This window comes from Pseudomonas sp. Marseille-Q1929 (assembly GCF_017316265.1).
Taxonomy (GTDB): domain Bacteria; phylum Pseudomonadota; class Gammaproteobacteria; order Pseudomonadales; family Pseudomonadaceae; genus Aquipseudomonas.
Genome location: NZ_JAFLWU010000001.1, coordinates 542806 through 568823 on the forward strand (window position 1 = coordinate 542806; position 26018 = coordinate 568823).

Sequence of the window (26018 nt, forward strand, 5' to 3'; positions counted from 1 at the left end):
GAGCCTCGCAATCCATTCAATTGATCTTATAGCGACGACGTAACCCACGCAGGCCAAAACTGATCCATGGCCACAGCAGCGCACTCACCAACGCCGGCAATACCAACGCCAGGGTTGGCTGGCGATTGCCGGTCAAGGCACTGAGCCACAGTTGAACAAGCTGCGCCAGGCCGAAGATCACCAGGATCACCAGGCACTGCTGCCACATCGGGAACATCCGCAAACGCTGCTGCAACGACAACACCAGGAACGTGATCAGCGTGAGAATCAACGCGTTCTGACCCAGCAAGGTGCCATACAGCACATCTTCCGCCAAGCCCAGAAACAGCGCGGTGACCATGCCGACTTTATGCGGCAGGTTCAGCGCCCAGAAGGCCAGCAGCAATGCCAGCCACAGCGGGCGCAGGATTTCCATGAATTGCGGCAAGGGTGAAACGCTGAGCAGCAAGCCGACTGCAAAGGTCAACCAGACGATCCAGCCATTGCGCGAATGAGTACCGGCCATTATTCCTCCCTCTGCCGCGTGGTTGCCGGGGCCGCTGCCGCTGGACGGGCAGCCGGGGCAGCAGCAGGCGGTTTAGTCGCCGGTGTTGCAGTGGTGGGCGCCGAAGCCGGTGGCTTGGTGGCCGCAGGCTTGACTGGATGCGCAGCCGGCTTGACGGGCGTGGCAACAGGCGTGGGAACGGCCGCAGGTGTGGCCGGCGTAGCAGCGGCAGGCTTGGGCACGGTCGCTGGCACAATCGGCGCGGTGCCGTTCTGCTGGTCTTCCGCTTCCTGGGCCTGGGCAGCCTCATTAGCGCGCTCTTCTGGCGTGCGGTTGTCGCTGAACACCAGCAGCAGGTAGCGACTGCGGTTCAGGGCCGCCGTCGGCACGGCGCGGACGATGGCAAACGGCTGGCCGGAATCGTGGATCACTTCCTTGACCGTCGCCACCGGATAACCCGCCGGGAACCGCTGACCCAGGCCGGAGCTGACCAGCAGGTCGCCTTCCTTGATATCAGCGGTGTCGGCCACGTGGCGCAATTCCAGGCGCTCCGGGTTGCCGGTGCCGCTGGCAATCGCGCGCAAGCCGTTGCGGTTGACCTGCACCGGAATGCTGTGGGTGGTGTCCGTCAGCAACAGTACACGCGAAGTGTAGGGCATCAACTCGACCACCTGGCCCATCAGGCCACGGGCGTCGAGCACCGGCTGGCCAAGGACCACACCGTCGCGCTCACCTTTGTTGATGATGATGCGATGGGTGAAGGGGTTGGGGTCCATGCCGATCAACTCGGCGACTTCGACCTTCTCGTTGACCAGCGCAGACGAGTTGAGCAACTCGCGCAGCCGAACGTTCTGCTCGGTGAGAGCCGCGAGCTTTTGCATGCGCCCCTGCAACAGCAGGTTTTCAGTCTTGAGTTTTTCGTTCTCGGCGACCAGTTCGGTGCGGCTGCCAAATTGGCTGGCCACGCCCTGGTAGAGACGTTGCGGCAGGTCGGTGATCCAGTAGGTCTGCATCAACACCAGCGACATCTGGCTGCGCACGGGCTTGAGCAATGCGAAACGGGCATCGACCACCATCAGCGCGACCGAAAGCACGACCAGCACCAGCAGGCGCACGCCCAATGAGGGGCCTTTGGCAAAAAGCGGTTTAATAAGCCGCTCCTCCCAGGCAAATGTTTTCTTTATTCATACGGCTTCTAACCGGCCTGGATGCAGATTGAAGAAGATAAACGCCAACAGGCAGCACTGCAAAGTGCTGCCTGCTGGCCAAGCCTGTACCGCCCAACGCAGCTTATTCGCTGGAGAGCAGGTCCATGGTGTGTTTATCCATCATTTCCAGTGCACGACCACCGCCACGAGCAACGCAGGTCAGCGGATCTTCGGCGACGATCACCGGCAGGCCAGTCTCTTGGGCCAGCAGCTTGTCGAGGTCGCGCAGCAAGGCGCCACCACCGGTCAGCACCAGGCCACGCTCGGCGATGTCGGAAGCCAGTTCCGGCGGCGATTGCTCCAGGGCGCTTTTCACAGCCTGAACGATGGTGGCCAGGGACTCTTGCAGAGCTTCCAGCACTTCATTGGAGTTCAGGGTGAAGGCACGTGGAACGCCTTCGGCCAGGTTGCGACCGCGAACATCGACTTCGCGCACTTCGCCGCCCGGGTAAGCGGTACCGATTTCCTGCTTGATGCGCTCTGCGGTGGATTCACCGATCAGGCTGCCGTAGTTGCGACGCACATAAGTGATGATCGCTTCGTCGAAGCGGTCGCCGCCAACGCGTACGGATTCGGCATACACCACACCGTTCAGGGAGATCAGGGCGATTTCAGTGGTACCACCACCGATATCCACCACCATCGAACCGCGCGCTTCTTCAACCGGCAGGCCGGCACCGATCGCAGCAGCCATTGGCTCTTCGATCAGGAACACTTCACGGGCACCGGCGCCAAGGGCCGATTCACGGATGGCACGACGCTCCACCTGGGTGGACTTGCACGGAACGCAGATCAGCACACGAGGGCTGGGCTGCAGGAAACTGTTTTCGTGAACCTTGTTGATGAAGTACTGCAGCATCTTCTCGCAGACACTGAAGTCGGCGATCACGCCGTCTTTCATCGGACGAATGGCAGCAATATTGCCTGGTGTACGGCCGAGCATGCGCTTGGCCTCGGTGCCGACGGCAACGACACTTTTCTGATTACCATGGGTCCGAATGGCCACAACCGATGGCTCATTCAGAACGATACCGCGCTCGCGCACGTAAATAAGGGTGTTGGCAGTGCCCAGGTCAATGGAAAGATCGCTGGAAAACATGCCACGCAGTTTCTTGAACATGGGGAAAGGACCCTAGGCAACGCGTGGGTAAAAAAGTGCGGCAAACTCTAACAACGACAGGGATTTTGGGCAAGGCGCCAATGTGCTAAATTGGCCGACTTTCTACGCACCAACCCCCACAATCGCGGCCATATGACCGTAGAAATGCGGTAGTGTTCCGACAATCTAACACACGGACGCCCTCCGTTCTGTTTTCCACTGGAGAATCCCATGGCGCTTGACCGCTCCGACGTGGAAAAAATCGCTCACCTCGCCCACCTGGGCCTGGCTGAAGCCGATCTTCCACCGATTACCGCAGCCCTGAACAGCATTCTCGGGCTGGTTGACCAAATGCAGGCCGTGAATACCGACGGCATCGAGCCCCTGGCGCACCCGCTGGAAGCCAGCCAGCGCCTGCGTGCAGATGTTGTAACCGAAAGTAATAATCGCGAGGCCTACCAGTCCATCGCGCCAGCGGTCGAAAACGGCCTGTACCTGGTTCCGAAAGTCATCGACTAAAGGGAAAGAGCCTTTCATGCATCACATGACTCTGGCCGAGATCGCCCGCGGTCTCGCCGACAAAAAGTTTTCTTCCGAAGAGCTGACCAAGACCCTGCTGGCGCGTATCGCCGAGCACGATCCGAAGGTCAACAGCTTCATCAGCCTCACCGAAGAACTGGCCCTGAGCCAGGCCAAGGCCGCCGACGTGCGTCGCGCCAACGGTGAAAATGGCGCGCTGCTGGGGGCTCCCATCGCCCACAAGGACTTGTTCTGCACCCAGGGCATTCGCACCAGCTGCGGCTCGAAGATGCTCGACAACTTCAAGGCGCCCTACGACGCCACCGTGGTGTCCAAGCTGGCTGCCGCCGGGGCCGTGACCCTGGGCAAGACCAACATGGACGAATTCGCCATGGGTTCGGCCAACGAGTCGAGCTACTACGGCGCGGTGAAAAACCCGTGGAACCTGGAGCACGTGCCCGGCGGTTCGTCCGGCGGCTCGGCTGCAGCCGTGGCCGCGCGCTTCCTGCCGGCGGCCACTGCCACCGACACCGGCGGTTCGATCCGCCAGCCAGCGGCGTTCACCAACCTCACCGGCCTGAAGCCGACCTACGGTCGCGTTTCCCGCTGGGGCATGATCGCCTACGCTTCCAGCCTCGATCAGGGCGGCCCTCTGGCACGCACTGCCGAAGACTGCGCGATTTTGTTACAAGGCATGGCTGGGTTCGATAAACAGGACTCCACCAGCATCGATGAGCCAGTGCCGGACTACAGCGCCAGCCTCAACACCTCGATCAAAGGCCTGCGCATCGGCGTGCCGAAGGAGTACTTCAGCGCCGGTCTCGACCCACGCATCGCCGAACTGGTGCACAACAGCGTCAAGGAGCTGGAAAAGCTCGGCGCCGTGATCAAGGAAATCAGCCTGCCGAACAACGGGCACGCGATTCCTGCGTACTACGTGATCGCGCCAGCGGAGGCCTCGTCCAACCTATCGCGTTTCGACGGCGTACGTTTTGGCTACCGCTGCGAAAACCCGAAAGACCTCACCGATCTGTACAAGCGCTCCCGTGGCGAAGGCTTCGGGGCCGAAGTACAACGGCGCATCATGGTCGGTGCCTACGCCCTGTCGGCCGGCTACTACGACGCGTACTACCTCAAGGCGCAAAAAATCCGTCGCCTGGTGAAGAACGACTTCATGGCCGCCTTTGAAGAAGTCGACGTGATCCTCGGCCCAACCACGCCAAACCCGGCCTGGAAGCTTGGCGCCAAGAATGGCGACCCGGTGGCTGCGTACCTCGAAGACCTGTACACCATCACCGCCAACCTCGCGGGCCTGCCGGGCTTGTCCATGCCTGCCGGTTTCGTCGATGGCCTGCCGGTCGGCGTGCAATTGCTCGCCCCGTATTTCCAGGAAGGCCGCCTGCTCAATGTGGCGCACCAGTACCAGTTGCACACCGACTGGCACACCCGCACCCCTACCGGCTTCTGAGGAGAACACTATGCAATGGGAAGTCGTGATCGGGCTGGAGATTCATACCCAGCTCGCCACCCAATCGAAGATTTTCTCCGGTAGCGCCACCACGTTCGGCTCCGAGCCGAACACCCAGGCCAGCCTGGTCGACCTGGGCATGCCCGGCGTGCTGCCGGTGCTGAACCAGGAAGCGGTACGCATGGCGGTGATGTTCGGCCTGGCGATTGACGCCGAGATCGGCCAGCACAACGTGTTCGCGCGCAAGAACTACTTCTACCCGGACCTGCCCAAGGGCTACCAGATCAGCCAGATGGAATTGCCGATCGTCGGCAAGGGCCACCTGGACATCCCCCTGGAAGACGGCACCATCAAGCGCGTCGGCGTAACTCGTGCGCACTTGGAAGAAGATGCTGGCAAGAGCCTGCATGAAGAATTCCCGGGCGCCACCGGTATCGACCTGAACCGTGCCGGCACGCCGCTGCTGGAGATCGTCTCCGAGCCGGACATGCGCAGCGCCAAAGAGGCCGTGGCCTACGTCAAGACTATCCACGCGCTGGTGCGCTACCTGGGCATCTGTGACGGCAACATGGCTGAAGGCTCGCTGCGTTGCGACTGCAACGTGTCGATCCGTCCAAAGGGCCAGGCCGAGTACGGCACCCGCTGCGAGATCAAGAACGTCAACTCGTTCCGCTTCATCGAGAAAGCGATCAACAGCGAAGTGCGTCGCCAGATCGAGCTGATCGAAGACGGCGGCAAGGTCATCCAGCAGACCCGCCTGTACGACCCGAACAAAGATGAAACCCGCGCCATGCGCAGCAAAGAGGAAGCCAACGACTACCGTTACTTCCCCGACCCGGACCTGTTGCCGGTGGTCATCGAGGACTCGTTCCTCAATGACGTGCGCGCCACCCTGCCGGAATTGCCGCAGCAAAAACGCGAGCGCTTCCAGGAGCAGTTCGGCCTGTCGGTCTACGATGCCAGCGTCCTGGCCTCCAGCCGTGAACAAGCCAACTACTTCGAAAAAGTCGTGAGCATTGCCGGTGACGCCAAACTGGCGGCCAACTGGGTGATGGTTGAGCTGGGCAGCCTGTTGAACAAACAGGGCCTGGAAATCGACGAAGCCCCGGTCACTGCCGAGCAGTTGGGCGGCATGCTGCTGCGCATCAAGGACAACACCATCTCCGGCAAGATCGCCAAGACCGTGTTCGAAGCCATGGCCGCAGGCGAAGGCAACGCTGACGAAATCATCGACAAGCGCGGCCTCAAGCAAGTCACCGACAGCGGCGCGATTTCCGCCGTGCTGGATGAAATGCTCGCGGCCAACGCCGAGCAGGTCGAGCAATACCGTGCGGCAGACGAAGCCAAGCGCGGCAAGATGTTCGGCTTCTTTGTGGGCCAGGCGATGAAAGCCTCCAAAGGCAAGGCCAACCCGCAACAGGTGAACGAATTGCTGAAAAGCAAGCTCGAAGGCTGACAGCGATGAATGGTCCGGGTGAGATTTGACTCCCCACCCGGATCCCCTGTGGGAGCTGGCTTGCCTGCGATTGCATCACCTCAGTGTTCTTGAGGCACCGAGTCGTCTGCATCGCAGGCAAGCCAGCTCCCACATTGGTTATGGGGCACCTTTGAAAATGAAGCGTCTACTTGGCCTCCTGGCACTATTCTCCCTACTGACCGGCTGCGCCAGCGGTCTCGTCAACCCCAACGGCTACGACGAAACCGGCACCGCCTCCTATTACGGCGCCAAACACCACGGCAAAAAAACCGCCAGCGGTGAACCCTTCAACCAGAACGCCCTGACCGCCGCCCACCGGCAATTGCCGTTCGGCACCCAGGTCAAGGTGACCAATCTCAACAACGACAGATCCGTGGTGGTGCGTATCAATGATCGCGGCCCGCATACCCGTGGGCGCTTGATCGATCTTTCACGCAAGGCTGCCGAGCAGCTGGGTATGCTCAGCAGCGGCACCGCGCGAGTGCGCGTGCAAGCCCTGAGCAACTAAAACGGAGCCCTGGCCATTTTCGGATTAACTGCCCTCTCGCCCTGGAGCCTACTGGAACTGGTCAGCGGCTTGCTGTTGCTGATCACCGGCGCGGAAATCCTGGTGCGTGCCGCCGTGCGCCTGGCCGCCAGCCTCAAGGTGCGGCCGTTGATCATCGGCCTGACCATTGTCGCCTTCGGCAGCAGCGCGCCGCAGATGACCGTCAGCCTGCAAGCCACCCTGGCCGGCAACACCGATATCGCCGTGGGCAGCGTGATCGGCAGCAGCATCTTCAACATCCTGGTGACCTTGGGCCTGTCGGCGCTGATCATTCCGCTGCGGGTCTCGCGCCAATTGGTACGCCTGGATATCCCGGTGATGATCATCGCGGGCCTGCTGGTGTTTACCCTCGCCGCCAATGAAGCGCTCACCCCCGCCGACGGCTTGCTGCTGTTGGTGGCCCTGCTCGCCTACCTCGGCGTGCTGCACTACCAGACCCGCCACTCCCGCCGCCCGCGCACCCTGGATACGGTGGCCAAGGCGCCCTGGCTGAGCAGTGTGCTGCTGTTGCTGGGCGGGTTCCTTGTGCTGGTGCTGGCCGGGCACTTGCTGCTGGGCGCAGCGGTGGATGTGGCCGGCGACCTGGGGCTGTCGGAACGGGTCATCGGCCTGACGCTGATCGGCGTCGGTACCTCCCTGCCGTGCCTCGCCACCTCGCTGATCGCCGCCCTGCGCGGCGAGCGGGACATTGCCGTGGGCAACGTGATCGGCAGCAACCTGTTCAACCTGCTCGGCGTGCTGGGGTTTACCGCGCTGGTGGCGCCGACGCCGCTGTCGGTCTCGCCCAATGCCCTGGACTTCGACCTGCCGGTGATGCTCGCTGCCCTGGTGTTGTGCCTGCCGGTGTTCTACACCGGCTACCGCGTGACCCGCGCCGAAGGCCTGGTGCTGCTGGGGCTGTACCTGGCGTATGGGCTGCATGTGATGTCGTTCACCACCGGCATGCCCCTGGCCACCAAGCTTGAACACCTGATGCTCTATTACGTCCTGCCAGTGCTGGTGGCATTCCTGTTGTTCAGCACGCTGCGAGCCTGGCGCCGCCAACAGAAGAGGGAATCGCAATGACCGATGAGAAAAAGTCCGGGGTTGAGATGCGTCGCCAGGTCATGGGCGATGTGTTCGTTGACCGCGCCCTGGGCAATGCCACGGAGTTCACCCAGCCGTTGCAGGATTTCGTCAACGAACACGCCTGGGGCGGCGTGTGGAATCGCGAGGGTTTGCCGCTGAAGACCCGCAGCCTGATCACCCTCGCCGCCCTCACTGCACTCAAATGCCCGCAGGAGCTCAAGGGCCATGTGCGCGGGGCGTTGAACAATGGCTGTACCGTGGAGGAGATTCGCGAGGCGCTGCTGCATTGTGCGGTGTATGCGGGTGTGCCGGCGGCGATTGATGCGTTTCGCGCGGCGCAGGAAGTGATTGAGGCGTATCAGGCTGATCAACAGTGACTGCTAGATAGCTATCGCAGCGATGCGGCGACCCGACAAGCCAGCTCCCACAGTTGACCGCATTCTCATGTTGGAACTCGGTCAACTGTGGGAGCTGGCTTGCCTGCGATTGGCCCTCACAAACACCACAAAATTCAGATCCAGCCCCCCGCCTGCAACACAAAAATCCCGATATTCGTCGTCACCGCCGCCATCAGCGTAGTAATCACGATAATCGCCGCCGCCAGCTCATGATTGCCCTCTGCCGCCCTGGCCATCACAAAACTGGCCGCCGCCGTCGGTGCACCGAAGTACAAGAACAGAATCCCCAACTCCGGCCCCCGGAACCCCAGCAGCCAGGCGCCCAATGTGGCCACCAGGGGCAAACCGATCATCTTCACCAGGCTCGCGCTCAAGGCCATGCCGCCGCTTTTGCGCAGCGCCGCCAGCGACAAGGTACCGCCAATGCAGATCAGCGCCAGCGGCAAGGTCATGTCCGCCAGGTAGCGGCCCGACGACTCCAGCCAACCCGGCAAACCGATCTGGAACACCGCGAACGGCGTGGCGACGATCACGCTGATAATCAACGGGTTGGCCACCACGCTTTTGAGGATGCTCCACGGGTCGGACTTGATTACCGGGCTGTACACCGCCAGCACAATGGTCGACAGGGTGTTGTAGAACAGGATCACCAGCGCGGCGAGGATCGCGCCGAGGGAGATGCCGTAATCGCCGTACATACTGGCTGCCAGCGCCAGGCCGATCACGCCGTTGTTTCCACGAAACGCGCCTTGGGTATAGATGCCGCGGTCTTCACGCGGGCAACGCCAGATCGCCCAGCCCCAGGCCAGGGCAAAACTGAGCAAGGTCGCGACAGCAAAGTAAATCAGCAAACCCGGCTTGAGCGCCGAGTGCAGGTCGGCATGCAGGATGCCCAGGAACAGCAGCGCCGGCATGGTGACGTTGAACACCAGGGACGACGCCGTGTGGATAAAGTTGTCGTTTATCCAGTCGATGCGCTTGAGCAGCACACCGAGAAACAGCATGGCAAACACCGGCGCGGTGATGGACAGGGTGGTGAGGAAAATTGCCAGCATGCCGGGGAGAACCTTGGTGAGCGTCGTTAGGTGGCTAATGATAAGCCAGTAAGAGCAGGCTCGCATGGACAACACCAATCAAATGTGGGAGCTGGCTTGCCTGCGATGGCGGTGTGTCAGTCGATACATCTGTCACTGATACATTGCTATCGCAGGCAAGCCAGCTCCCACATTGTCCGCATCGGTCTCAGGTGATGGGCGCCGGGTTGAACAGGGTGATGTCGTTATGCAGCTTATGCCGCTCCGCCCAGGTCTGCTTCTTGCCACTGGCCACATCCAGGTAGAAGTGGAACAACTCCCACCCCAATTCCTCAATGCTCGCACGCCCCGTGGCAATGCGTCCGGCATCAATGTCGATCAAATCCGGCCAGCGCTGCGCCAACTCCGTACGCGTCGACACCTTCACCACCGGCGCCATCGCCAGCCCATACGGCGTGCCACGCCCGGTAGTGAACACATGCAGGTTCATCCCCGCTGCCAACTGCAAGGTGCCGCACACAAAGTCACTGGCCGGCGTCGCGCAAAAGATCAGGCCCTTGCCCTTGAAACGCTCGCCCGGGCCCAGCACCCCGTTGATGGCGCTGCTACCGGACTTGACGATGGAGCCCAAGGACTTCTCGACAATATTCGACAACCCGCCCTTCTTGTTGCCCGGCGTGGTGTTGGCGCTGCGGTCAGCCTCGCCCTTGGCCAGGTAACGGTCGTACCAGTCCATTTCCCTGACAAGCTCTTGGGCGACTTCCTTGCTCTCGGCGCGTGAAGTCAGCAGGTAAATCGCATCGCGGACTTCAGTCACTTCGGAAAACATCACCGTCGCCCCGGCCCGCAGCAGCAAGTCCGAGGCATAACCCAGCGCCGGGTTGGCGGTGATGCCGGAAAACGCATCGCTGCCGCCGCACTGCATGCCCAGGATCAGCTCCGACGCCGGCACGGTTTCGCGACGGCGCTGGTCGAGCTTCTTCAAGCGTGTTTCGGCCAGTTCCATGATCTGCTCGATCATCTCGGTGAAGCCGTGGCTGGAATCCTGCAAGCGATACAGCCACGGCTCGCTCAAATCGACCGAGCTGTCGTTGTCGTGCATCACCTGCCCGGCCTGCAGTTTCTCGCAGCCCAGGCTGATCACCAGGGCTTCGCCGCCCAGGTTCGGGTTGCGCGCCAGGTTGCGCACGGTGCGGATCGGAATGTAGGCATCCGTCGCGGTAATCGCCACGCCACAGCCGTAACTGTGGGTCAGCGCCACCACGTCATCGACGTAGGGGTACTTGGGCAGCAGCTCGTCCTTGATGCGCTTGACCGCATGGTCCAGCACCCCCGTGACGCACTGCACCGTGGTGGTGATGCCGAGAATATTGCGCGTGCCCACGGTGCCATCGGCGTTGCGATAGCCCTCGAAGGTGAACCCCTCCAACGGCGCCTGGCTTTGCGGCACCTCGGTGGACAGCGGCAAGCTGTCCAGCGGCGGTGCGGTGGGCATGCGCAGTTGATCTTCCTGGACCCAACTGCCGCGCGGAATCGGTGCCAAGGCGTAACCGATGGTCTGGCCATAGCGAATAATCTGACCGCCCTCGGGGATATCTTCCAGGGTCACCTTGTGGCTCTGGGGGATGAAATCCACGGTCACCAGGCCGTCCGGGAACTCGGTCCCGGCCGGTACGCCCTGGTCGTTCACCACGATCACTACGTTGTCGCGCTCGTGCAAGCGAATGGAGCGCGGCGAGTCGGCATGTTCAATCAACTGCATTACATCGCCCCTCAGGAGTGCGCTTCGGTAAGTTGGGTCAGCTCTGGGCCCTTGCTTGGCGGCTCTTTGAGCACCACGCGCTTGATCGGGCCAACGATGACCAGGTAGCTGAACACCGCCACCAGCGCGTTGGCGCCGACGAACACCAAGGCCCACCTGAACGAGCCGGTGGTGCTGATGATGTAGCCGATAACGATCGGCGTAGTGATCGACGCGAGGTTACCGAAGGTGTTGAACAAGCCGCCACTGAGGCCGGCGATTTGTTTCGGCGAAGTGTCGGACACCACCGCCCAACCCAGTGCGCCAACGCCTTTACCGAAGAAGGCCAAGGCCATGAAGCCCACCACCATCCATTCGATATCCACGTAGTTGCAGGCCACGATGCTGCTGGAGATCAGCAGGCCACCGATGATCGGCGCCTTGCGGGCGAAGGTCAGCGAATGGCCCTTGCGCAGCAGGTAGTCGGAAATCACCCCGCCGAGCACACCGCCGATAAAGCCGCAGATTGCCGGCAACGAGGCGATGAAACCGGCCTTGAGGATGGTCATGCCACGGTCCTGCACCAGATACACCGGGAACCAGGTCAGGAAGAAGTAGGTGATGCCATTGATGCAGTACTGGCCCAGGTACACGCCGAGCATCATGCGGTTGGTCAGCAGTTGGCGGATGTAATCCCACTTCGGACCGTCAGTTTTTTTACCTTTGCCCTTGTCCTGGTCCATATCCACCATCGCGCCATTGGCGGCAATGTGGTTGAACTCGGCTTCGTTGATCAGCGGATGCTGGCGCGGGCTGTGGATAACTTTCAGCCAGATCAGCGAGAAGATGATGCCGATTACGCCCATCACGATAAACACGTGCTGCCAGCCGAAGCTGTAGACGATCCAGCCCATCAGCGGTGCAAACAATACCGTGGCGAAGTATTGCGCCGAGTTGAAGATCGCCGAAGCCGTACCGCGCTCGGCCGTAGGAAACCACGCCGCGACAATACGGGCATTTCCGGGAAACGAAGGCGCTTCGGCCAGGCCCACCATGAAGCGCAGCATAAACAGCGCGACGACGGCGGTGGAGACACCGAACTCACCGACATAGCCTTGCAGCACGGTGAACAGTGACCAGGTGAAGATGCTCAGGGCATAGACTTTTTTCGAACCGAACCGGTCCAGCAACCAGCCGCCGGGAATTTGCCCGGCCACGTAGGCCCAACCGAATGCAGAGAAGATGTAACCGAGGGTGACCGCGTCGATGCCGAGGTCTTTTTGCAGGCTGGAGCCCGCGATGGCGATGGTGGCCCGGTCGGCGTAGTTGATCGTGGTCACCAGGAACAGCATGAGCAATATCAAATAGCGGACATGGGTCGGCTTGGTCGCTTGCATGTAGAAGTACTCCCACTAATTATTTTTTTTGCGGGTAATGGTTTTCTGTTTTTTAGTGTGGGGACCAGCAGGCATCCGGCCCCCACAAGGTGTTGCGTGTTACGAACCGATGTAGCTGGTCTTCACCACGGTGTAGAACTCTTGCGCATAGCGACCTTGCTCACGCGAACCATAGGATGAGCCCTTACGGCCACCGAATGGAACGTGATAGTCCACACCGGCGGTCGGCAGGTTGACCATCACCATCCCGGCCTGGGAGTGGCGCTTGAAGTGGTTGGCGTATTTGAGCGACGTGGTGGCAATGCCCGCCGACAACCCGAACTCGGTGTCATTGGCCATGGCCAGTGCTGCTTCGTAGTCCGCCACGCGCACCACGTTGGCCACCGGGCCGAAGATCTCTTCACGGCTGATGCGCATGGCGGCTTCGCTGTCGGCAAACAACGTTGGCGCCAGGTAGTAACCTTCGGTGTCGCAGGTCACCAGGCCACCACCGCTGACCAGCCGCGCACCTTCGCTTTGGCCGATATCGATGTACTTCAGATCCTGGTCCAACTGGGCCTGGGAAACCACCGGGCCGATGTCGGTACCGCTTTGCAACGCATGGCCGACCTTGATCGACTTCATGCGCTCAGCCATCGCCGCGACGAACTGGTCGTGAATCCCGGCGGTGACGATCAGGCGGCTGGAGGCCGTGCAACGCTGGCCGGTGGAGTAGAACGCGCTCTGCACCGACAGCTCGACGGCCTGCTTGAGGTCGGCGTCGTCGAGAATGATCTGCGGGTTCTTGCCGCCCATTTCCAACTGCACCTTGGCCTGGCGCGAAACGCAACTGACGGCGATCTGACGACCCACACCGACGGAGCCGGTGAAGCTGATGCCGTCGACTTTCGGGCTGTTGACCAGCACGTCGCCGACAACACGGCCACTGCCCATCACCAGGTTGAACACACCGGCCGGGAAGCCTGCGCGGGAGATGATTTCCGCCAGGGCCCAGGCACAGCCCGGTACGAGCTCGGCGGGCTTGATCACCACGCAGTTGCCGTAGGCCAGGGCCGGGGCAATTTTCCACGCGGGGATCGCGATCGGGAAGTTCCACGGGGTGATCAGGCCGACCACGCCAAGGGCTTCGCGGGTGACTTCAACGTTGACGCCCGGGCGTACCGACGGCACGTAGTCGCCGGACAAGCGCAGGCATTCACCGGCGAAGAACTTGAAGATGTTACCGGCGCGGGTCACTTCGCCAATGGCTTCGGGCAGGGTCTTGCCCTCTTCCCGGGCCAGCAAGGTGCCAAGTTCTTCGCGGCGGGCGAGGATTTCGCTGCCGACTTTATCCAGGGCATCGTGGCGCGCCTGAATCCCGGAAGTGGACCAGGCCGGGAAAGCGGCGCGTGCCGCCTCGATGGCGGCGTTGACTTGGCCGACATCGGCCTTGGCGTATTCGCCAATCACATCGGACAAGTCCGACGGGTTGAGGTTGACGCAATAGTCGGCACCGGCCACCCATTGGCCGTTGATGTAGTTTTCAAAACGCTGGGCTTGGGACACGAATCTTCTCCTGACGCAAAAGGCCGCTGATCTCTCAGCGGCCTTGTAGATAAGTTATTGCGCGCCTTGCTTGTCGATCAGCGCGGCCAGGGCTTCGTATTCTTCCGGCAGCAGGTCGGTCAGCGGGGTGCGCACCGGGCCTGCGTCGTAGCCGACGATCTTGGCGCCCGCCTTGACGATGCTCACGGCATAGCCAGCCTTGCGGTTGCGGATGTCCAGGTACGGCAGGAAGAAGTCGTCAATGATCTTGTCGACGGTGGCGTGATCTTCGCGGGCAATGGCGTGGTAGAAATCCATCGCGGTTTTCGGGATGAAGTTGAACACCGCCGAGGAGTACACCGGCACGCCCAGGGCCTTGTAGGCAGCGGCGTAAACCTCTGCAGTCGGCAGGCCGCCGAGGTAGCTGAAACGATCACCGAGGCGACGGCGAATCGAGACCATCAGCTCGATATCGCCCAGGCCATCCTTATAGCCGATCAGGTTCGGGCAGCGTTCGGCCAGGCGTTCCAGCAATGGCGCGGTGAGGCGGCAGACGTTGCGGTTGTACACCACCACACCAATCTTCACCGATTTGCACACCGCTTCAACGTGGGCGGCAACCCCGTCCTGACTGGCTTCGGTGAGGTAGTGCGGCAGCAACAGCAGGCCTTTGGCCCCCAGGCGCTCGGCCTCTTGGGCGTACTCGATGGCCTGGCGCGTCGAACCGCCCACACCGGCAAGAATGGGCACGCTGGTGGCGCAGGTATCAACAGCAGTCTTGACCACTTGGGAATATTCGCTGGCGGCGAGGGAGAAAAACTCACCGGTGCCGCCGGCAGCGAAAAGGGCCGTGGCGCCGTAGGGAGCCAGCCATTCCAGACGCTTGATGTAGCCCGCCTGGTGGAAGTCACCCTGCGCATTGAAATCGGTCACGGGGAAAGACAGCAGACCGTGGGAGAGGATGGACTTCAGTTCTTGTGGATTCATTATTCGAACACCCTGGGCGAAGACTTTCTGTCGAAAGGTTGTTGTTGGTTTTGGTGATGTCGTACGTCATCGTACAACTATAAAAAGATTCGTCAACTGCAATTCGTCGAAGCACTTTCAGGACTCGGTGTTTTGCCTGCCTTCTTGACGTAGGAAATTAATCCTCTATTCTAGCGATAACTGTATATGCATACAGTTATTACGGAAGATTCCTACGACATAGCAAGGAGCTAACATGTCAGGTCTTGAACTCGCAGCACCCGCAAAAAACCAACCCGTCCTGCGCTTCGAAGGCGGCGAACACACCGCCATCGGCGACGACACGCTGTTGCGTTTCGCCAAGGACGCCCCGGCAATCCCCGCCCGACAAGTCGAGCTGCACCTGCCCAACGGCCTGGCGCTGACCTACGGCCAAGTGATCGCCCTGGGCGGTGATTTCTACGGCATTCCCGGTCAACCCATCAGCGATGGCGCCTCCCCAGCCGACCGTGTGCAGCGCTTTACCGCCGCGTTTAATTCGCTGGCGGTTTTGCCGGCGTCGCGGGAGGAAGCGCGCAAGATCCTCGCGGTGATGCAAAAGGAGATCAACGCGGTCAACCAAGCGATCAGGGACGGCAAGCAAGCCCATGAAGCCTACGACGCGCTGGGTGATACGTTGTCCGAGGAGTGGAACCGTATCACCGGTGGCGGCAGTGCGGTTTCGGCGCTCGTTCCGCTAGGGCGTTATCTGAAACTGGCGGCAGACAATGCCGACCACTTCGGTGAATGGGCGCTATCGGCGTACCTGGCCGGGCATACGGCGGCCCTGCAGCAGGCCGTGGTGGCACACCAAACCGGTACCGACCAGGCGCTGGAACTGGCGTATGCCATGAACAGTTTCGCTGATCACTTTTTGACCGACCTGTTTTCTGCCGGGCACTTGCGAGTGCCACGCAAGCAATTGGCGGCCGTGGTGACGCCGGGTGAACTGGGTTCGCTGATCAGCCGCTTCATGCACGATGAAGACAGCAAGTTCGGGCTCAAGGTGCGCAATGCCCTCGGGGAGCAATGGCATGCCTATGGGGATAAACGCTACTTCGATGCCATCGATGCGGACAATCGGGTGCAGGTCAAACGTGCGGTGCAGGCTTCGGCGGATGAAATCTTCGACACCTTTATCAGCGGCGTGGCGCCCTCCCCGGCCAACTTCAAGGCGCCGTTGTATGTACCGGACTTGAACGCCGCGCAGAACCCGGCGAATAACTTCTCGCCGCTGTTCAAGATGGAAGGAGACAAGGTGCTGCGACGCAAGGACGTGAATGATTTGAACGACAAGCGCTGGACGGATGATTGGTGGGGATGGAGCACGTATCTGTTGCTCAAGGACTACAAGCCGAATCAGCCAGCGGCTTAAACGCAGATCAAATGTGGGAGCTGGCTTGCCTGCGATGGCGGCGGGTCAGCTCAATAGTTGCTGGCTGATACACCGCCATCGCAGGCAAGCCAGCTCCCACAGTTGACCGTATTCCACCCAGCTTGAATTGGGGCCCGCACGCTCGATGATTGAACCTCAGTTGCGCTGCGATTCTGCCTCTTCATGGGCATGGCGCAGCCGCTCCCGGCTATTGGTCAAATGCAACCGCATCGCCGCTCGCGCCGCATCCGAATCCTTACGGGCGATCGCCTCGTAAATCTCTTCATGCTCACGACTCAAACGCCCCATGTAGTGCTGCTGGTCATCATGGGCCAGGCGTGCCGAATTCAGCCGCGTACGCGGAATGATGCTGGTGCCCAGGTGGGTCATGATGTCGGTGAAGTAGCGGTTGCCGGTGGACAGGGCAATTTCCAGGTGGAAGGCAAAGTCGGACGCCACCGCATCGCCGGCATGTGCTGCGCTTTCATTCAGGGCGTCGAGGGCGGCGCGCATGGTCGCCAGTTGTTCGTCGCTGCGGCGCAATGCGGCCAAGCCTGCGGACTCGACTTCCAGGCTGATCCGCAATTCGAGGATCGCCAGCACATCACGCAACGTGACCACCGTGGCCGGGTCGATACGGAAGCCGCTCGGGCTTGGCGTATCCAGCACAAAGGTGCCGATGCCGTGACGGGTCTCCACCTGCCCCGCCGCCTGCAAGCGCGAGATGGCCTCACGTACGACGGTGCGGCTGACGCCATGGGCTTCCATGATCGCCGACTCGGTGGGCAGCTTGTCACCGCGCTTGAGTTCGCCGTCGCGGATCTGCTCGGACAACACCGTGACCAATTCCTGGGCAAGGCTGCGGCGCTTGCGGGGAAGACGAGGGGCGGCGCTGGTGTTTTCCATGATGAATCATCTTTCTCGGCGAACTTGAGCAGGCATCATAGCCCATGGCGGTTGTACGATCACCGTCCGGGCACGACTTTCATCCACATCAAGCACGCAAAAAAATGCCCCGGCACAGGCCGAGGCATTTTTCAGGCGTGCCCGAAGGCAACCGCCGTTTACTTCACCACTTTCAGGCTCGGCCGGCCGCTTGGACGCGGTGGCTCGGTATCCGGTGGCAGATCACCGTCGTCATCGCCTTCGATCGATTCGTCGCCGTCAAACGGCGACTCCAGATCAAACACCATGCCTTGGCCGTTCTCCCGGGCGTAGATCCCGAGAATGGCGCCAATCGGCACGAACAGCGTATGCGGCACACCGCCGAAACGCCCTTCGAAGCTCACCGCTTCGTTGTCCATGTGCAGGTGGCGCACGGCACTGGGCGATACGTTCAGCACAATCTGCCCGTCACTGGCAAAACCCTGCGGTACCTGAACCGCAGGAAATTCGGAATTGACCAGCATGTGCGGGGTGCAATCGTTGTCCACAATCCACTCATAGAGCGCGCGGACCAGGTAAGGTCGACTGGAGTTCATCAGCGGCTCCTTAAGCCTTAGCGCATATCGCGTTCGACACCAGACAGACTCGCCTGGAAAGCCTCACGCGCAAACTGGCGCTCCATGTAATCAAGCAGCGGCTTGGCTGGCCGCGGCAGTTCAATACCGAGAATCGGCAAGCGCCAGAGTATCGGTAATAGGCAGCAATCCACCAAGCTTTGTTCCTCGCTGAGGAAAAAAGGTTTATCGGCGAACAGCGGCGAAACGCCAGTCAGGCTCTCGCGCAATTCCTTGCGCGCCACGACACGGGCCGCTTCTTTGCTACGCGAATCCAGAATCACATCCACCAGCCCACACCAGTCACGCTGGATCCGATGGATCAGCAGGCGGCTGTTGGCACGCGCCACCGGGTACACCGGCAGCAAAGGTGGATGCGGGTAACGCTCATCCAGGTATTCCATCACCACGGTCGACTCCCACAACGCCAGGTCACGATCGACCAGGGTGGGCAAGCTGCCGTAGGGGTTCACTTCGATCAGTTTCGGCGGCTGACGGCCCGCCTCCACACTGATGATCTCGGCGCTGACACCCTTCTCTGCGAGCACGATACGTACTCGGTGGGAATAGTGGTCGGCGGGGTCGGAGTAACAGGCCAACCGATTGGTCACGCCCATGGCGGTCCTCCTCGCTTGTTGAAATTATCGAAAGCTCAAAAACGAGCGCGCCCAGGGAGCATCTCTGTAACAACCGGTTCAAACAGGTCGCTACGTATTCAGAGATGCCGCTGGGCGCGCAAGATTAACAGCAATTGCTTACGGTTGGATCAATGCACATCCTTCCAGTATTCGCGTTTGAGCAGATAGGCGAATACAAAGAAGAAAGCCAGGTACAGCAAGACGTAGGTACCGATGCGCTGGTGCTGCAGTTTGACCGGGTTGGCCGAGTAGGCCAGGAAGGTCACGAGATTTTTCACTTTCTCGTCGAACTGCTCTTCGTTCAGCGCGCCGGTCTTGGGCACGATGGTCAGTTGATCGCACGCTTCGTGAGTCAAAGGCGTACCGGTCAACGGGTCATATTGCTTCTTGCCGTCTTCAACGACCTGAACCTGCTTGCATCCTACCACTTGGCGACCCTGCAGGCCGACCAGAACGTTAGGCATACCGACGTTCGGGAAGACTTTGTTGTTCACGCCATAAGGACGCGCCGGGTCTTCGTAGAAGGATTTCAGGTAGCCGTAGAGCCAGTCGGTGCCACGTACGCGTGCCACCAGGGTCAGGTCGGGCGGTGCTGCACCGAACCAGGCCTTGGCGTCGGCAGGCTTCATGCCGATGTTCATGTGGTCGCCGATCTTGGCGCCGGTGAACACCAGTTTCTCCAGCATTACTTCGTGCGGGATGCCGAGGTCATCGGCAACCCGCTCATAACGCTGGAACTTGGCGCTGTGGCAGCCCATGCAGTAGTTGGCGAACGTCCGCGCGCCGTCTTGCAGGGCGGCTTTGTCCGACACGTCGATATCGACTTTTTCCAGCTCCGGGCCGCCATGTTCGGCAGCGAAGGACAGCAGCGGCAGGGCCGCAAGCATCAATGCAACGAGTAATTTTTTCATCAGCCAGTCACCCTTTCCGGTACCGGTTTGGTCTTCTCGAGCCGGGTGTAGAACGGCATCAGAATGAAGTAGGCGAAATACAGGAAGGTGCAGACCTGCGACAGCAACGTACGCTCAGGGGTTGGCGCCAATACGCCCAACACGCCCAGGATCACGAAGGCAATGCAGAACACCCACAGCCAGATTTTGCTCAGCCAGCCCTTGTAGCGCATGGACTTGACCGGGCTACGGTCGAGCCAAGGCAACACGAACAGCACGGCGATGGCCGCACCCATGGCGATCACGCCCATGAGTTTGTCCGGGATCGCGCGCAAGATCGCGTAGAACGGCGTGAAGTACCAGACCGGGGCAATGTGCTCAGGTGTCTTGAAGGCGTTGGCCTGTTCGAAGTTAGGCTTCTCCAGGAAATAACCACCCATCTCCGGGAAAAAGAACACGATCGAGCAGAACACGAACAGGAACACGACCACGCCGACAATGTCCTTGACGGTGTAGTACGGGTGGAACGGAATGCCATCCAGTGGGATGCCGTTCTCGTCCTTGTGCTTCTTGATGTCCACGCCATCCGGGTTGTTCGAACCCACTTCGTGCAGCGCCAGGATGTGCAGCACCACCAGGCCGAGGATCACGATCGGCAAGGCCACCACGTGCAAGGCAAAGAAGCGGTTCAAGGTGATGCCGGAGATCAGGTAGTCGCCACGGATCCACTGGGTCAGGTCGTTGCCGATCACTGGGATAGCACCGAACAGCGAGATGATCACCTGGGCGCCCCAGTACGACATCTGGCCCCACGGCAGCAGGTAACCCATGAAGGCTTCGGCCATCAGCGCCAGGTAGATCAGCATGCCGAACACCCACACCAGCTCACGAGGCTTCTGGTACGAGCCGTAGAGCAGGCCACGGAACATGTGCATGTAGACGACGATAAAGAACGCCGAGGCGCCGGTGGAGTGCAGCAGACGCAGGATCGAGCCGTACTCGACGTCACGCATGATGTATTCGACGGAGGCGAACGCTTCTTCTGCCGACGGCGTATAGCTCATGGTCAGCCAGACGCCGGTGACGATCTGGTTGACCAGCACCAGCAGTGCCAGCGAGCCGAAGAAGTAGAAGAAGTTGAAGTTTTTTGGTGCGTAATATTTGCTGAGATGGTCTTCCCACATTTTTGTGGCGGGGAAGCGCGCATCCACCCAATCCATGAACTTGCTCATCACGCGTTCTCCTTATCGAGGCCAATGACAATGAGGTCGTCAGTTTCGTAGGTATGCGGAGGAACGGGCAGGTTCAGGGGAGCAGGTTGGGACTTGTAGACGCGACCAGCGAGGTCGTAGTGCGAGCCGTGGCAAGGGCAGAAATAACCACCGACCCAATCCTTGCCCAGATCGACCGGAGCAACTTCCGGGCGGAAGGTAGGCGAGCAACCCAGGTGAGTACAAAGACCGACCAGCAGCAGAATTTCTGGCTTGATCGAACGCGCTTCGTTTTTGGCGTAGGCGGGTTGGTCGGACTTCTCAGACATAGGGTCAGACAACTGACCTTCGATCTTCTTGAGATTCCCCAGGATTTCCTCGGTACGACGAACAATGAAGACCGGCTGGCCGCGCCACTCAGCAATCATCTGCTGGCCTGGCTCGATCTTGCTGATATTCACCTTCACCGGTGCACCTGCGGCTTTCGCCTTGGCACTGGGAAACCATGACCCCACGAACGGGACCGCAGCCCCCACCGCTCCTGCAGCACCCACCACGGATGTGGCTGCTACCAAGAAGCGACGCCGGCCTGCATTCACGCCGTCATTGCTCATTCAGTCCTCTCCCATCAGCTTTTTGGCCTGTTAAATCAGGCGTCTACTAAGTGTTGAATCTTTACTTATAAAAATTTTGCCGAATGGTAATGAAAAGCCCCACGGTTGACAAGGTAATTGCCCAGGGCTCAGCCTCCAGGCCTTGTAGTATAGGGGGTCTACGGATGTGGCAAGTTGTCACGCACAAATTTGTGCATAAATCGCAGGCAATAAAAAACGCCCAGCTCCGTGAGGAGACTGGGCGTTTTTGTGGAACGTAAAGCGAATTAACGCTTCGAGTACTGCGGACGCTTACGCGCTTTACGCAGACCGACTTTCTTACGTTCAACTTCACGGGCATCGCGAGTCACGAAGCCAGCTTTGCGCAGAGCGCCACGCAGGGTTTCGTCGTACTGCATCAGAGCGCGAGTGATACCGTGGCGGATTGCGCCAGCTTGACCACTTACACCGCCACCGATAACGGTGACGTAGATGTCGAACTTCTCAACGGTCTCGGTCAGTTCCAGCGGCTGACGAACTACCATGCGGGCAGTTTCGCGACCGAAGAAATTTTCCAGAGTGCGGTTGTTGATCGAGATGTTACCAGTGCCCGGACGCAGGAAAACGCGTGCGGTTGCGGTTTTGCGACGGCCAGTGCCGTAATTTTGAGTCGCCGACATAATGAACTATTCCGTTAAAACTTCAGTTCTTGGGGCTGCTGAGCAGCATGAGGGTGTACAGCGCCCGCATAGACTTTCAGCTTGCGAAACATATCGCGACCCAGTGGGCCCTTAGGCAGCATACCTTTGACCGCGATTTCGATCGGGGCTTCAGGCTTCTTGGAGATCAGGCCTTCGAAGTTCGAAGACTTGATACCGCCTGGGAAACCGGAGTGACGGTAGTACATTTTGTCTTGCGCTTTGTTGCCGGTAACACGTACCTGCTCAGCGTTGATGATCACGATGTAGTCACCGGTGTCAACGTGAGGGGTGTACTCAGGCTTGTGCTTGCCACGCAGACGGCTGGCGACTTCAGTGGCCAGACGACCCAGGGTCTGACCAGCGGCGTCGACGACAAACCAGTCGCGCTGAACTGTTTCCGGTTTTGCAGTAAAAGTTGTCATTCTTTAATAGCCTCAGGGGCCGCCCTGTAAATTAGACGGCGGATCTTACTGAATAGTGCGTACTTTGACAAGTCAAAGGCAGCCGGATACAGACGCTATCGGGGGCTCGGGTCGGCGCGTCCGTTCAACGGCAAGATTCTTCGGCAGGCGGCGCATCACTTCCACTGCAGAAAGAGGTGGGCAATTATGCAGATTGCGAAAAAAAATTCAACCTGCTTTTATGATTGTTTTCCCTGAAGGAGTACCCGATGGATTATCGACAGCTGGGCCGTACGGATCTGAACGTGAGCGCGATAGCCTTGGGCACCATGACCTGGGGCGAGCAGAACAGCGAGGCAGAGGCCTTCGCCCAGATCGAACGGGCCAAGGCCGCGGGGATCAACTTCCTCGACACGGCGGAAATGTACCCGGTGCCGCCCAAGGCCGACACCTATGCCACCACCGAGCGCTATATCGGTAATTACTTCAAAAGCCGTGGCGATCGCGCCGACTGGGTCCTCGCGAGCAAGATCGCCGGCCCCGGCAACACCATCGACTACATCCGCGACGGCCACCTGCGCCACAACCGCAAACACATCGGCCAAGCCCTGGATGCCAGCCTCAAGCGCCTGCAAACCGACTGGATCGACCTCTACCAACTGCACTGGCCAGAGCGCAGCACCAACTTCTTCGGCCAACTGAGCTACAAGCACAAGGACGAAGACAACCTCACTCCGCTGGAGGAAACCCTCGAAGCGCTGGACGAACAGGTGAAGGCCGGCAAGATCCGCCACATCGGCCTGTCCAACGAAACCCCATGGGGCACCATGAAGTTCCTCGCCCTGGCCGAAGCCCGTGGCTGGCCCCGCGCGGTGTCGATCCAGAACCCCTACAACCTGCTCAACCGCAGCTTCGAAGTCGGCCTGGCGGAAATCGCGATTCGCGAGCAATGCGGCCTGCTGGCCTACTCGCCCCTGGCGTTCGGCATGCTCAGCGGCAAGTACGAAGGCGGCGCACGCCCGGCCAAGGCGCGCCTGACGGAGTACAGCCGCTTCAGCCGCTACTTCAACCCGCAGTCGGAAGCGGCGTGCAGCCGTTATGTCGCGCTGGCGCGCGAGCATGGCTTGGACCCGGCGCAGATGGCGTTGGCGTTTGTGACGCAGCAGCCGTTTGTGACCAGCAATATCATTGGGGCGACGTCGCTGGAGCAACTGGATAGCAACATTGCCAGTGCGGACCTGAAGCTGTCGAAAGAGGTGCTGGAGGGGATTGAGGCGATTCAGAAGGATCATCCGAACCCTGCGCCTTGATTGATCGGTAGACCGCCATCGCAGGCAAGCCAGCTCCCACATTTTGATTTGTGAACACCGTCAAATGTGGGAGCTGGCTTGCCTGCGATGAGGCCCTCAAACACACCGCAATACTCACAGCGCCCGCGCAATAATCTCCTTCATGATCTCATTGGTCCCCGCATAAATCCGCTGCACCCGCGCATCCGCCCAGGCCCGCGCAATCGGGTATTCCCACATGAAGCCGTAGCCGCCGTGCAGCTGCACGCACTCGTCGAGCACCTTGCATTGCAGGTCCGTGGCCCAATACTTGGCCATCGCAGCGGTAGGCACATCCAGCTTGCCCTCCAGGTGCAACGCCATGCACTTGTCGACAAACACGCGGCCGATCTGAATCTCGGTGGCCATCTCCGCCAGCTTGAAGCGGGTGTTCTGGAAATCCGCAATCGCCTTGCCAAACGCCTTGCGCTCGCGGGTGTAGTCCAGGGTCCATTCCAACGCCGCCTCGGCAGATGACACGGCACCGATGGCCACGGTCAAACGCTCCTGCGGCAGCTCCTGCATCAAGTACGCAAAGCCCGCGCCGGCCTGGCCCAACAGGTTTTCCTTGGGCACGCGCACGTCCTGGAAGAACAGCTCGGAGGTGTCCTGCGCCTTCATGCCGACCTTCTCCAGGCGCTTGCCCTTGGCGAAGCCCGGCGTGTCGGCTTCCACCAGGAACAGGCTGGTGCCCTTGGCGCCGGCCTTGGGGTCGGTCTTGGCGACGACGATCACCAGCTCGGCCAGATAACCGTTGGTGATGAAGGTCTTGGAGCCGTTGATCACGTACTCATCACCGTCCAGCACGGCGGTGGTCTTGACCCCTTGCAGGTCGGAACCTGCGCCCGGTTCGGTCATCGCAATGGCCGTGACCATCTCGCCGGAGATCAACTTGGGCAGGTACTTGTGCTTCAGCGCCTCACTGCCGTAATGCAGGATATACGGTGCAACGATGTCCGAATGCAGGGAAAAGCCGATGCCGGTCAAGCCCAGGCGGCTGACCTCTTCGATCACCACCGCGCTGTAGAGAAAGTCCGCACCCAAGCCGCCGTATGCCTCCGGCAGATGGGAGCACAACATCCCCGCCTCCCCCGCCTTGCTCCACAAATCGCGATCGATATAGCCCTGTTTCTCCCATTGCCCATGGAACGGCGCGGCGTGTTTTTCGAGGAAGGTGCGCACGCTCTCGCGAAAGAGTTCGTGTTCCGGGCTGTACAAGGTTCTGGGGATCATGGCTCACCTGCGGGGATTGTCGGACAAAAACAAGCCCACAGAGACTATGCCGCGAAGGCATCACAGGACACTGGACACATGCGACAAAAAATAAGACGATCCAGCCGTCTGGTGACCACTTTCCCCTATAAGAATAAATGAAATTATGTCTAACCAAATCTCCACGCCCTTGCGGCGCGTCAGCATTTTGGCCATTGATCGGGTATTTGCTTCCACCCTCATGCAAGCCAAGGATTTCTTCCACCTCGCGAGCCTGCGTTACGGCAAGCAACAAGGCCTGGGCCTGACCCCGGCGTTCGAAACGCGCCTGGTCAGCCCCGACGGGCAATCGGTGCGCAGCTTCAGCGATGTGATCATGCCGGTGGACGGCGGCCTCGAAGACGCCGACATCATCGTGCTACCGGCCTTCTGGGACGACTTCGACGCTCTCTGCACCCGCTACCCGCAAGTGCTGCCATGGCTGCGCGCACAACACGCACGCGGCGCCGTGCTCTGCGGCGAAGCCACCGGGGTGTTCTGGCTGGCCGAAGCCGGCTTGCTTGACGGCAAGGAGGCGACCACCTACTGGCGCTTCTTCAACGCCTTCAGCGAACGCTTCCCGCGGGTCCAGCTCAACCAGGACAAGCACCTCACCGACGCCGACAACCTGTACTGCGCCGGCGGCACCACCTCGGCGTGCGACCTCTACATCTACCTGATCGAACGCTTCTGCGGCGCCAACATCGCCCAGGCCGTGGCCCGCGACATTCTTTACGAAGTGCAACGCAGCTACGCGCCGGGACGCATCGGTTTTGGTGGGCAGAAGCTGCACCAGGACGTGATCATCCTGCAGATCCAGCATTGGCTCGAAGAACACTTCGCCGACAAATTCCGCTTCGAAGACGTCGCCCGCGAACATGGCATGAGCATCCGCAATTTCATGCGGCGCTTCCAGACGGCGACCGGTGACAAGCCGCTGCATTATCTGCAACGCCTGCGTATCGAGACAGCCAAGGGCCTGCTCTCGGGCAGCCGCAAGAGCATCAAGACCATCAGTTATGAGGTGGGGTATGACGATGCGAGTTTCTTTGCGCGGTTGTTCAGGCAGCACACGGAGCTGTCGCCGAACCAGTATCGCCAGCAATTCCAGCAAGCCGCCTGACCCTAGGCAAACACAAACCTAATGTGGGAGCTGGCTTGC

The 26018-nt window shown here is 60.4% G+C and carries 26 protein-coding genes; 9 read left to right on the forward strand and 17 right to left on the reverse strand.

The features are described 5' to 3' along the window. Nucleotides 1-16: 16 nt before the first annotated feature. From mreD to mreB, 3 genes are all read right to left on the reverse strand, one after another. The gene (mreD, locus tag J1G37_RS02490; protein WP_207040068.1) at nt 17-505 is read right to left on the reverse strand and encodes a rod shape-determining protein MreD; all 489 of its coding nucleotides are present in this window, start codon (nt 503-505) and stop codon (nt 17-19) included. Next, entirely contained in the window at nt 505-1635 is a 1131-nt protein-coding gene (gene mreC / locus J1G37_RS02495; protein WP_207040206.1) for a rod shape-determining protein MreC, read from the reverse strand. Before mreC ends, mreD begins: the two co-directional genes overlap by 1 nt. A 139-nt stretch (nt 1636-1774) precedes the next feature. Then, nucleotides 1775-2812 carry a rod shape-determining protein MreB gene (gene mreB / locus J1G37_RS02500; RefSeq protein ID WP_002555108.1) on the reverse strand — a complete coding sequence of 346 codons (1038 nt, stop codon included), beginning with the start codon at nt 2810-2812 and terminating at the stop codon, nt 1775-1777. A 210-nt stretch (nt 2813-3022) separates the two neighbouring features. Between mreB and gatC the strand changes: the two genes are divergently transcribed. The 6 genes from gatC (at nt 3023) to J1G37_RS02530 (ending at nt 8247) form a co-directional block, all read left to right on the forward strand. Next, the gene (gene gatC, locus J1G37_RS02505) at nt 3023-3310 is read left to right on the forward strand and encodes an Asp-tRNA(Asn)/Glu-tRNA(Gln) amidotransferase subunit GatC (protein WP_017738774.1); all 288 of its coding nucleotides are present in this window, start codon (nt 3023-3025) and stop codon (nt 3308-3310) included. A gap of 16 nt (nt 3311-3326) precedes the next feature. After that, the gene (gatA, locus tag J1G37_RS02510; protein ID WP_207040069.1) at nt 3327-4778 is read left to right on the forward strand and encodes an Asp-tRNA(Asn)/Glu-tRNA(Gln) amidotransferase subunit GatA; all 1452 of its coding nucleotides are present in this window, start codon (nt 3327-3329) and stop codon (nt 4776-4778) included. 10 nt (nt 4779-4788) lie between these two features. Beyond that, complete coding sequence (gene gatB, locus J1G37_RS02515) at nt 4789-6234, forward strand: Asp-tRNA(Asn)/Glu-tRNA(Gln) amidotransferase subunit GatB (RefSeq protein ID WP_017738776.1); 1446 nt, start codon at nt 4789-4791, stop codon at nt 6232-6234. Between the two features lie 157 nt (nt 6235-6391). After that, a complete protein-coding gene (locus tag J1G37_RS02520) occupies nt 6392-6763 on the forward strand; it encodes a septal ring lytic transglycosylase RlpA family protein (protein WP_207040070.1) in 372 nt (123 codons plus the stop codon). Between the two features lie 57 nt (nt 6764-6820). Then, nucleotides 6821-7867, forward strand: coding sequence for a calcium/sodium antiporter (locus tag J1G37_RS02525; RefSeq protein ID WP_207040207.1), 1047 nt, complete (start codon nt 6821-6823; stop codon nt 7865-7867). Then, nucleotides 7864-8247: a carboxymuconolactone decarboxylase family protein gene (locus J1G37_RS02530; protein WP_207040071.1), complete on the forward strand. Its 384-nt coding sequence runs from the start codon at nt 7864-7866 to the stop codon at nt 8245-8247. Before J1G37_RS02525 ends, J1G37_RS02530 begins: the two co-directional genes overlap by 4 nt. A 134-nt stretch (nt 8248-8381) precedes the next feature. Here J1G37_RS02530 and J1G37_RS02535 read toward each other — a convergent pair whose 3' ends face one another. From J1G37_RS02535 to kdgD, 5 genes are all read right to left on the reverse strand, one after another. Next, nucleotides 8382-9323 carry an AEC family transporter gene (locus tag J1G37_RS02535; protein ID WP_124527481.1) on the reverse strand — a complete coding sequence of 314 codons (942 nt, stop codon included), beginning with the start codon at nt 9321-9323 and terminating at the stop codon, nt 8382-8384. A gap of 187 nt (nt 9324-9510) precedes the next feature. Then, nucleotides 9511-11064 carry a galactarate dehydratase gene (gene garD / locus J1G37_RS02540; protein WP_207040072.1) on the reverse strand — a complete coding sequence of 518 codons (1554 nt, stop codon included), beginning with the start codon at nt 11062-11064 and terminating at the stop codon, nt 9511-9513. A gap of 11 nt (nt 11065-11075) precedes the next feature. Continuing rightward, nucleotides 11076-12440, reverse strand: a complete 1365-nt coding sequence (locus J1G37_RS02545; protein WP_207040073.1) for an MFS transporter — start codon at nt 12438-12440, stop codon at nt 11076-11078. A gap of 99 nt (nt 12441-12539) precedes the next feature. Further along, nucleotides 12540-13985: an aldehyde dehydrogenase family protein gene (locus tag J1G37_RS02550; RefSeq protein ID WP_207040074.1), complete on the reverse strand. Its 1446-nt coding sequence runs from the start codon at nt 13983-13985 to the stop codon at nt 12540-12542. A gap of 54 nt (nt 13986-14039) precedes the next feature. Beyond that, entirely contained in the window at nt 14040-14951 is a 912-nt protein-coding gene (kdgD, locus tag J1G37_RS02555; RefSeq protein ID WP_124527484.1) for a 5-dehydro-4-deoxyglucarate dehydratase, read from the reverse strand. Nucleotides 14952-15186: 235 nt separating this feature from the next. Here kdgD and J1G37_RS02560 point away from each other — a divergent pair, with 235 nt between their 5' ends. Continuing rightward, nucleotides 15187-16344: a phospholipase gene (locus tag J1G37_RS02560; protein ID WP_207040075.1), complete on the forward strand. Its 1158-nt coding sequence runs from the start codon at nt 15187-15189 to the stop codon at nt 16342-16344. A 156-nt stretch (nt 16345-16500) separates the two neighbouring features. On the opposite strand, the gene J1G37_RS02565 is transcribed toward J1G37_RS02560, so the two are convergent. From J1G37_RS02565 to rplM, 8 genes are all read right to left on the reverse strand, one after another. Next, entirely contained in the window at nt 16501-17250 is a 750-nt protein-coding gene (locus J1G37_RS02565) for a FadR/GntR family transcriptional regulator (RefSeq protein ID WP_207040076.1), read from the reverse strand. 158 nt (nt 17251-17408) lie between these two features. After that, a complete protein-coding gene (locus J1G37_RS02570; protein ID WP_207040077.1) occupies nt 17409-17825 on the reverse strand; it encodes a ClpXP protease specificity-enhancing factor in 417 nt (138 codons plus the stop codon). A gap of 17 nt (nt 17826-17842) precedes the next feature. Further along, nucleotides 17843-18460, reverse strand: coding sequence for a glutathione S-transferase N-terminal domain-containing protein (locus J1G37_RS02575; protein ID WP_017734513.1), 618 nt, complete (start codon nt 18458-18460; stop codon nt 17843-17845). Between the two features lie 149 nt (nt 18461-18609). After that, nucleotides 18610-19392 carry a cytochrome c1 gene (locus J1G37_RS02580; protein WP_207040078.1) on the reverse strand — a complete coding sequence of 261 codons (783 nt, stop codon included), beginning with the start codon at nt 19390-19392 and terminating at the stop codon, nt 18610-18612. Next, nucleotides 19392-20603: a cytochrome bc complex cytochrome b subunit gene (locus J1G37_RS02585; protein WP_017734511.1), complete on the reverse strand. Its 1212-nt coding sequence runs from the start codon at nt 20601-20603 to the stop codon at nt 19392-19394. The genes J1G37_RS02580 and J1G37_RS02585 overlap by 1 nt, the downstream gene beginning before the upstream one ends. After that, the gene (gene petA, locus J1G37_RS02590) at nt 20603-21196 is read right to left on the reverse strand and encodes a ubiquinol-cytochrome c reductase iron-sulfur subunit (RefSeq protein WP_026136492.1); all 594 of its coding nucleotides are present in this window, start codon (nt 21194-21196) and stop codon (nt 20603-20605) included. Before petA ends, J1G37_RS02585 begins: the two co-directional genes overlap by 1 nt. A 266-nt stretch (nt 21197-21462) precedes the next feature. Then, the gene (gene rpsI / locus J1G37_RS02595) at nt 21463-21855 is read right to left on the reverse strand and encodes a 30S ribosomal protein S9 (RefSeq protein WP_003216038.1); all 393 of its coding nucleotides are present in this window, start codon (nt 21853-21855) and stop codon (nt 21463-21465) included. 14 nt (nt 21856-21869) lie between these two features. Beyond that, the gene (rplM, locus tag J1G37_RS02600; protein WP_003171742.1) at nt 21870-22298 is read right to left on the reverse strand and encodes a 50S ribosomal protein L13; all 429 of its coding nucleotides are present in this window, start codon (nt 22296-22298) and stop codon (nt 21870-21872) included. 248 nt (nt 22299-22546) lie between these two features. Here rplM and J1G37_RS02605 point away from each other — a divergent pair, with 248 nt between their 5' ends. Continuing rightward, on the forward strand, nt 22547-23587 hold the full coding sequence (locus J1G37_RS02605) for an NADP(H)-dependent aldo-keto reductase (protein ID WP_017734509.1): 1041 nt from the start codon (nt 22547-22549) through the stop codon (nt 23585-23587). 114 nt (nt 23588-23701) lie between these two features. Here J1G37_RS02605 and J1G37_RS02610 read toward each other — a convergent pair whose 3' ends face one another. Continuing rightward, nucleotides 23702-24838 (reverse strand): acyl-CoA dehydrogenase family protein, encoded by a 1137-nt coding sequence (locus tag J1G37_RS02610; RefSeq protein ID WP_124527488.1) that lies wholly within the window; start codon nt 24836-24838, stop codon nt 23702-23704. Nucleotides 24839-25058: 220 nt separating this feature from the next. Here J1G37_RS02610 and J1G37_RS02615 point away from each other — a divergent pair, with 220 nt between their 5' ends. Next, nucleotides 25059-25979: a GlxA family transcriptional regulator gene (locus J1G37_RS02615; RefSeq protein WP_177325302.1), complete on the forward strand. Its 921-nt coding sequence runs from the start codon at nt 25059-25061 to the stop codon at nt 25977-25979. Nucleotides 25980-26018: the final 39 nt, after the last annotated feature.

What these genes read in the sequence shown, in the direction of transcription:
- mreD (WP_207040068.1), bottom strand. Translation starts at nt 505, where the DNA reads ATGGCCGGTACTCATTCGCGCAATGGCTGGATCGTCTGGTTGACCTTT.
- garD (WP_207040072.1), bottom strand. Translation starts at nt 11,064, where the DNA reads ATGCAGTTGATTGAACATGCCGACTCGCCGCGCTCCATTCGCTTGCAC.
- kdgD (WP_124527484.1), bottom strand. Translation starts at nt 14,951, where the DNA reads ATGAATCCACAAGAACTGAAGTCCATCCTCTCCCACGGTCTGCTGTCT.
- J1G37_RS02585 (WP_017734511.1), bottom strand. Translation starts at nt 20,603, where the DNA reads ATGAGCAAGTTCATGGATTGGGTGGATGCGCGCTTCCCCGCCACAAAA.
- J1G37_RS02570 (WP_207040077.1), bottom strand. Translation starts at nt 17,825, where the DNA reads ATGAACTCCAGTCGACCTTACCTGGTCCGCGCGCTCTATGAGTGGATT.
- J1G37_RS02565 (WP_207040076.1), bottom strand. Translation starts at nt 17,250, where the DNA reads ATGGAAAACACCAGCGCCGCCCCTCGTCTTCCCCGCAAGCGCCGCAGC.
- J1G37_RS02560 (WP_207040075.1), top strand. Translation starts at nt 15,187, where the DNA reads ATGTCAGGTCTTGAACTCGCAGCACCCGCAAAAAACCAACCCGTCCTG.
- rpsI (WP_003216038.1), bottom strand. Translation starts at nt 21,855, where the DNA reads ATGTCGGCGACTCAAAATTACGGCACTGGCCGTCGCAAAACCGCAACC.
- J1G37_RS02535 (WP_124527481.1), bottom strand. Translation starts at nt 9,323, where the DNA reads ATGCTGGCAATTTTCCTCACCACCCTGTCCATCACCGCGCCGGTGTTT.
- J1G37_RS02580 (WP_207040078.1), bottom strand. Translation starts at nt 19,392, where the DNA reads ATGAAAAAATTACTCGTTGCATTGATGCTTGCGGCCCTGCCGCTGCTG.
- rplM (WP_003171742.1), bottom strand. Translation starts at nt 22,298, where the DNA reads ATGACAACTTTTACTGCAAAACCGGAAACAGTTCAGCGCGACTGGTTT.
- gatC (WP_017738774.1), top strand. Translation starts at nt 3,023, where the DNA reads ATGGCGCTTGACCGCTCCGACGTGGAAAAAATCGCTCACCTCGCCCAC.
- J1G37_RS02530 (WP_207040071.1), top strand. Translation starts at nt 7,864, where the DNA reads ATGACCGATGAGAAAAAGTCCGGGGTTGAGATGCGTCGCCAGGTCATG.
- J1G37_RS02520 (WP_207040070.1), top strand. Translation starts at nt 6,392, where the DNA reads ATGAAGCGTCTACTTGGCCTCCTGGCACTATTCTCCCTACTGACCGGC.
- J1G37_RS02610 (WP_124527488.1), bottom strand. Translation starts at nt 24,838, where the DNA reads ATGATCCCCAGAACCTTGTACAGCCCGGAACACGAACTCTTTCGCGAG.
- gatA (WP_207040069.1), top strand. Translation starts at nt 3,327, where the DNA reads ATGCATCACATGACTCTGGCCGAGATCGCCCGCGGTCTCGCCGACAAA.
- mreB (WP_002555108.1), bottom strand. Translation starts at nt 2,812, where the DNA reads ATGTTCAAGAAACTGCGTGGCATGTTTTCCAGCGATCTTTCCATTGAC.
- J1G37_RS02545 (WP_207040073.1), bottom strand. Translation starts at nt 12,440, where the DNA reads ATGCAAGCGACCAAGCCGACCCATGTCCGCTATTTGATATTGCTCATG.
- gatB (WP_017738776.1), top strand. Translation starts at nt 4,789, where the DNA reads ATGCAATGGGAAGTCGTGATCGGGCTGGAGATTCATACCCAGCTCGCC.
- J1G37_RS02575 (WP_017734513.1), bottom strand. Translation starts at nt 18,460, where the DNA reads ATGGGCGTGACCAATCGGTTGGCCTGTTACTCCGACCCCGCCGACCAC.
- J1G37_RS02615 (WP_177325302.1), top strand. Translation starts at nt 25,059, where the DNA reads ATGCAAGCCAAGGATTTCTTCCACCTCGCGAGCCTGCGTTACGGCAAG.
- J1G37_RS02605 (WP_017734509.1), top strand. Translation starts at nt 22,547, where the DNA reads ATGGATTATCGACAGCTGGGCCGTACGGATCTGAACGTGAGCGCGATA.
- petA (WP_026136492.1), bottom strand. Translation starts at nt 21,196, where the DNA reads ATGAGCAATGACGGCGTGAATGCAGGCCGGCGTCGCTTCTTGGTAGCA.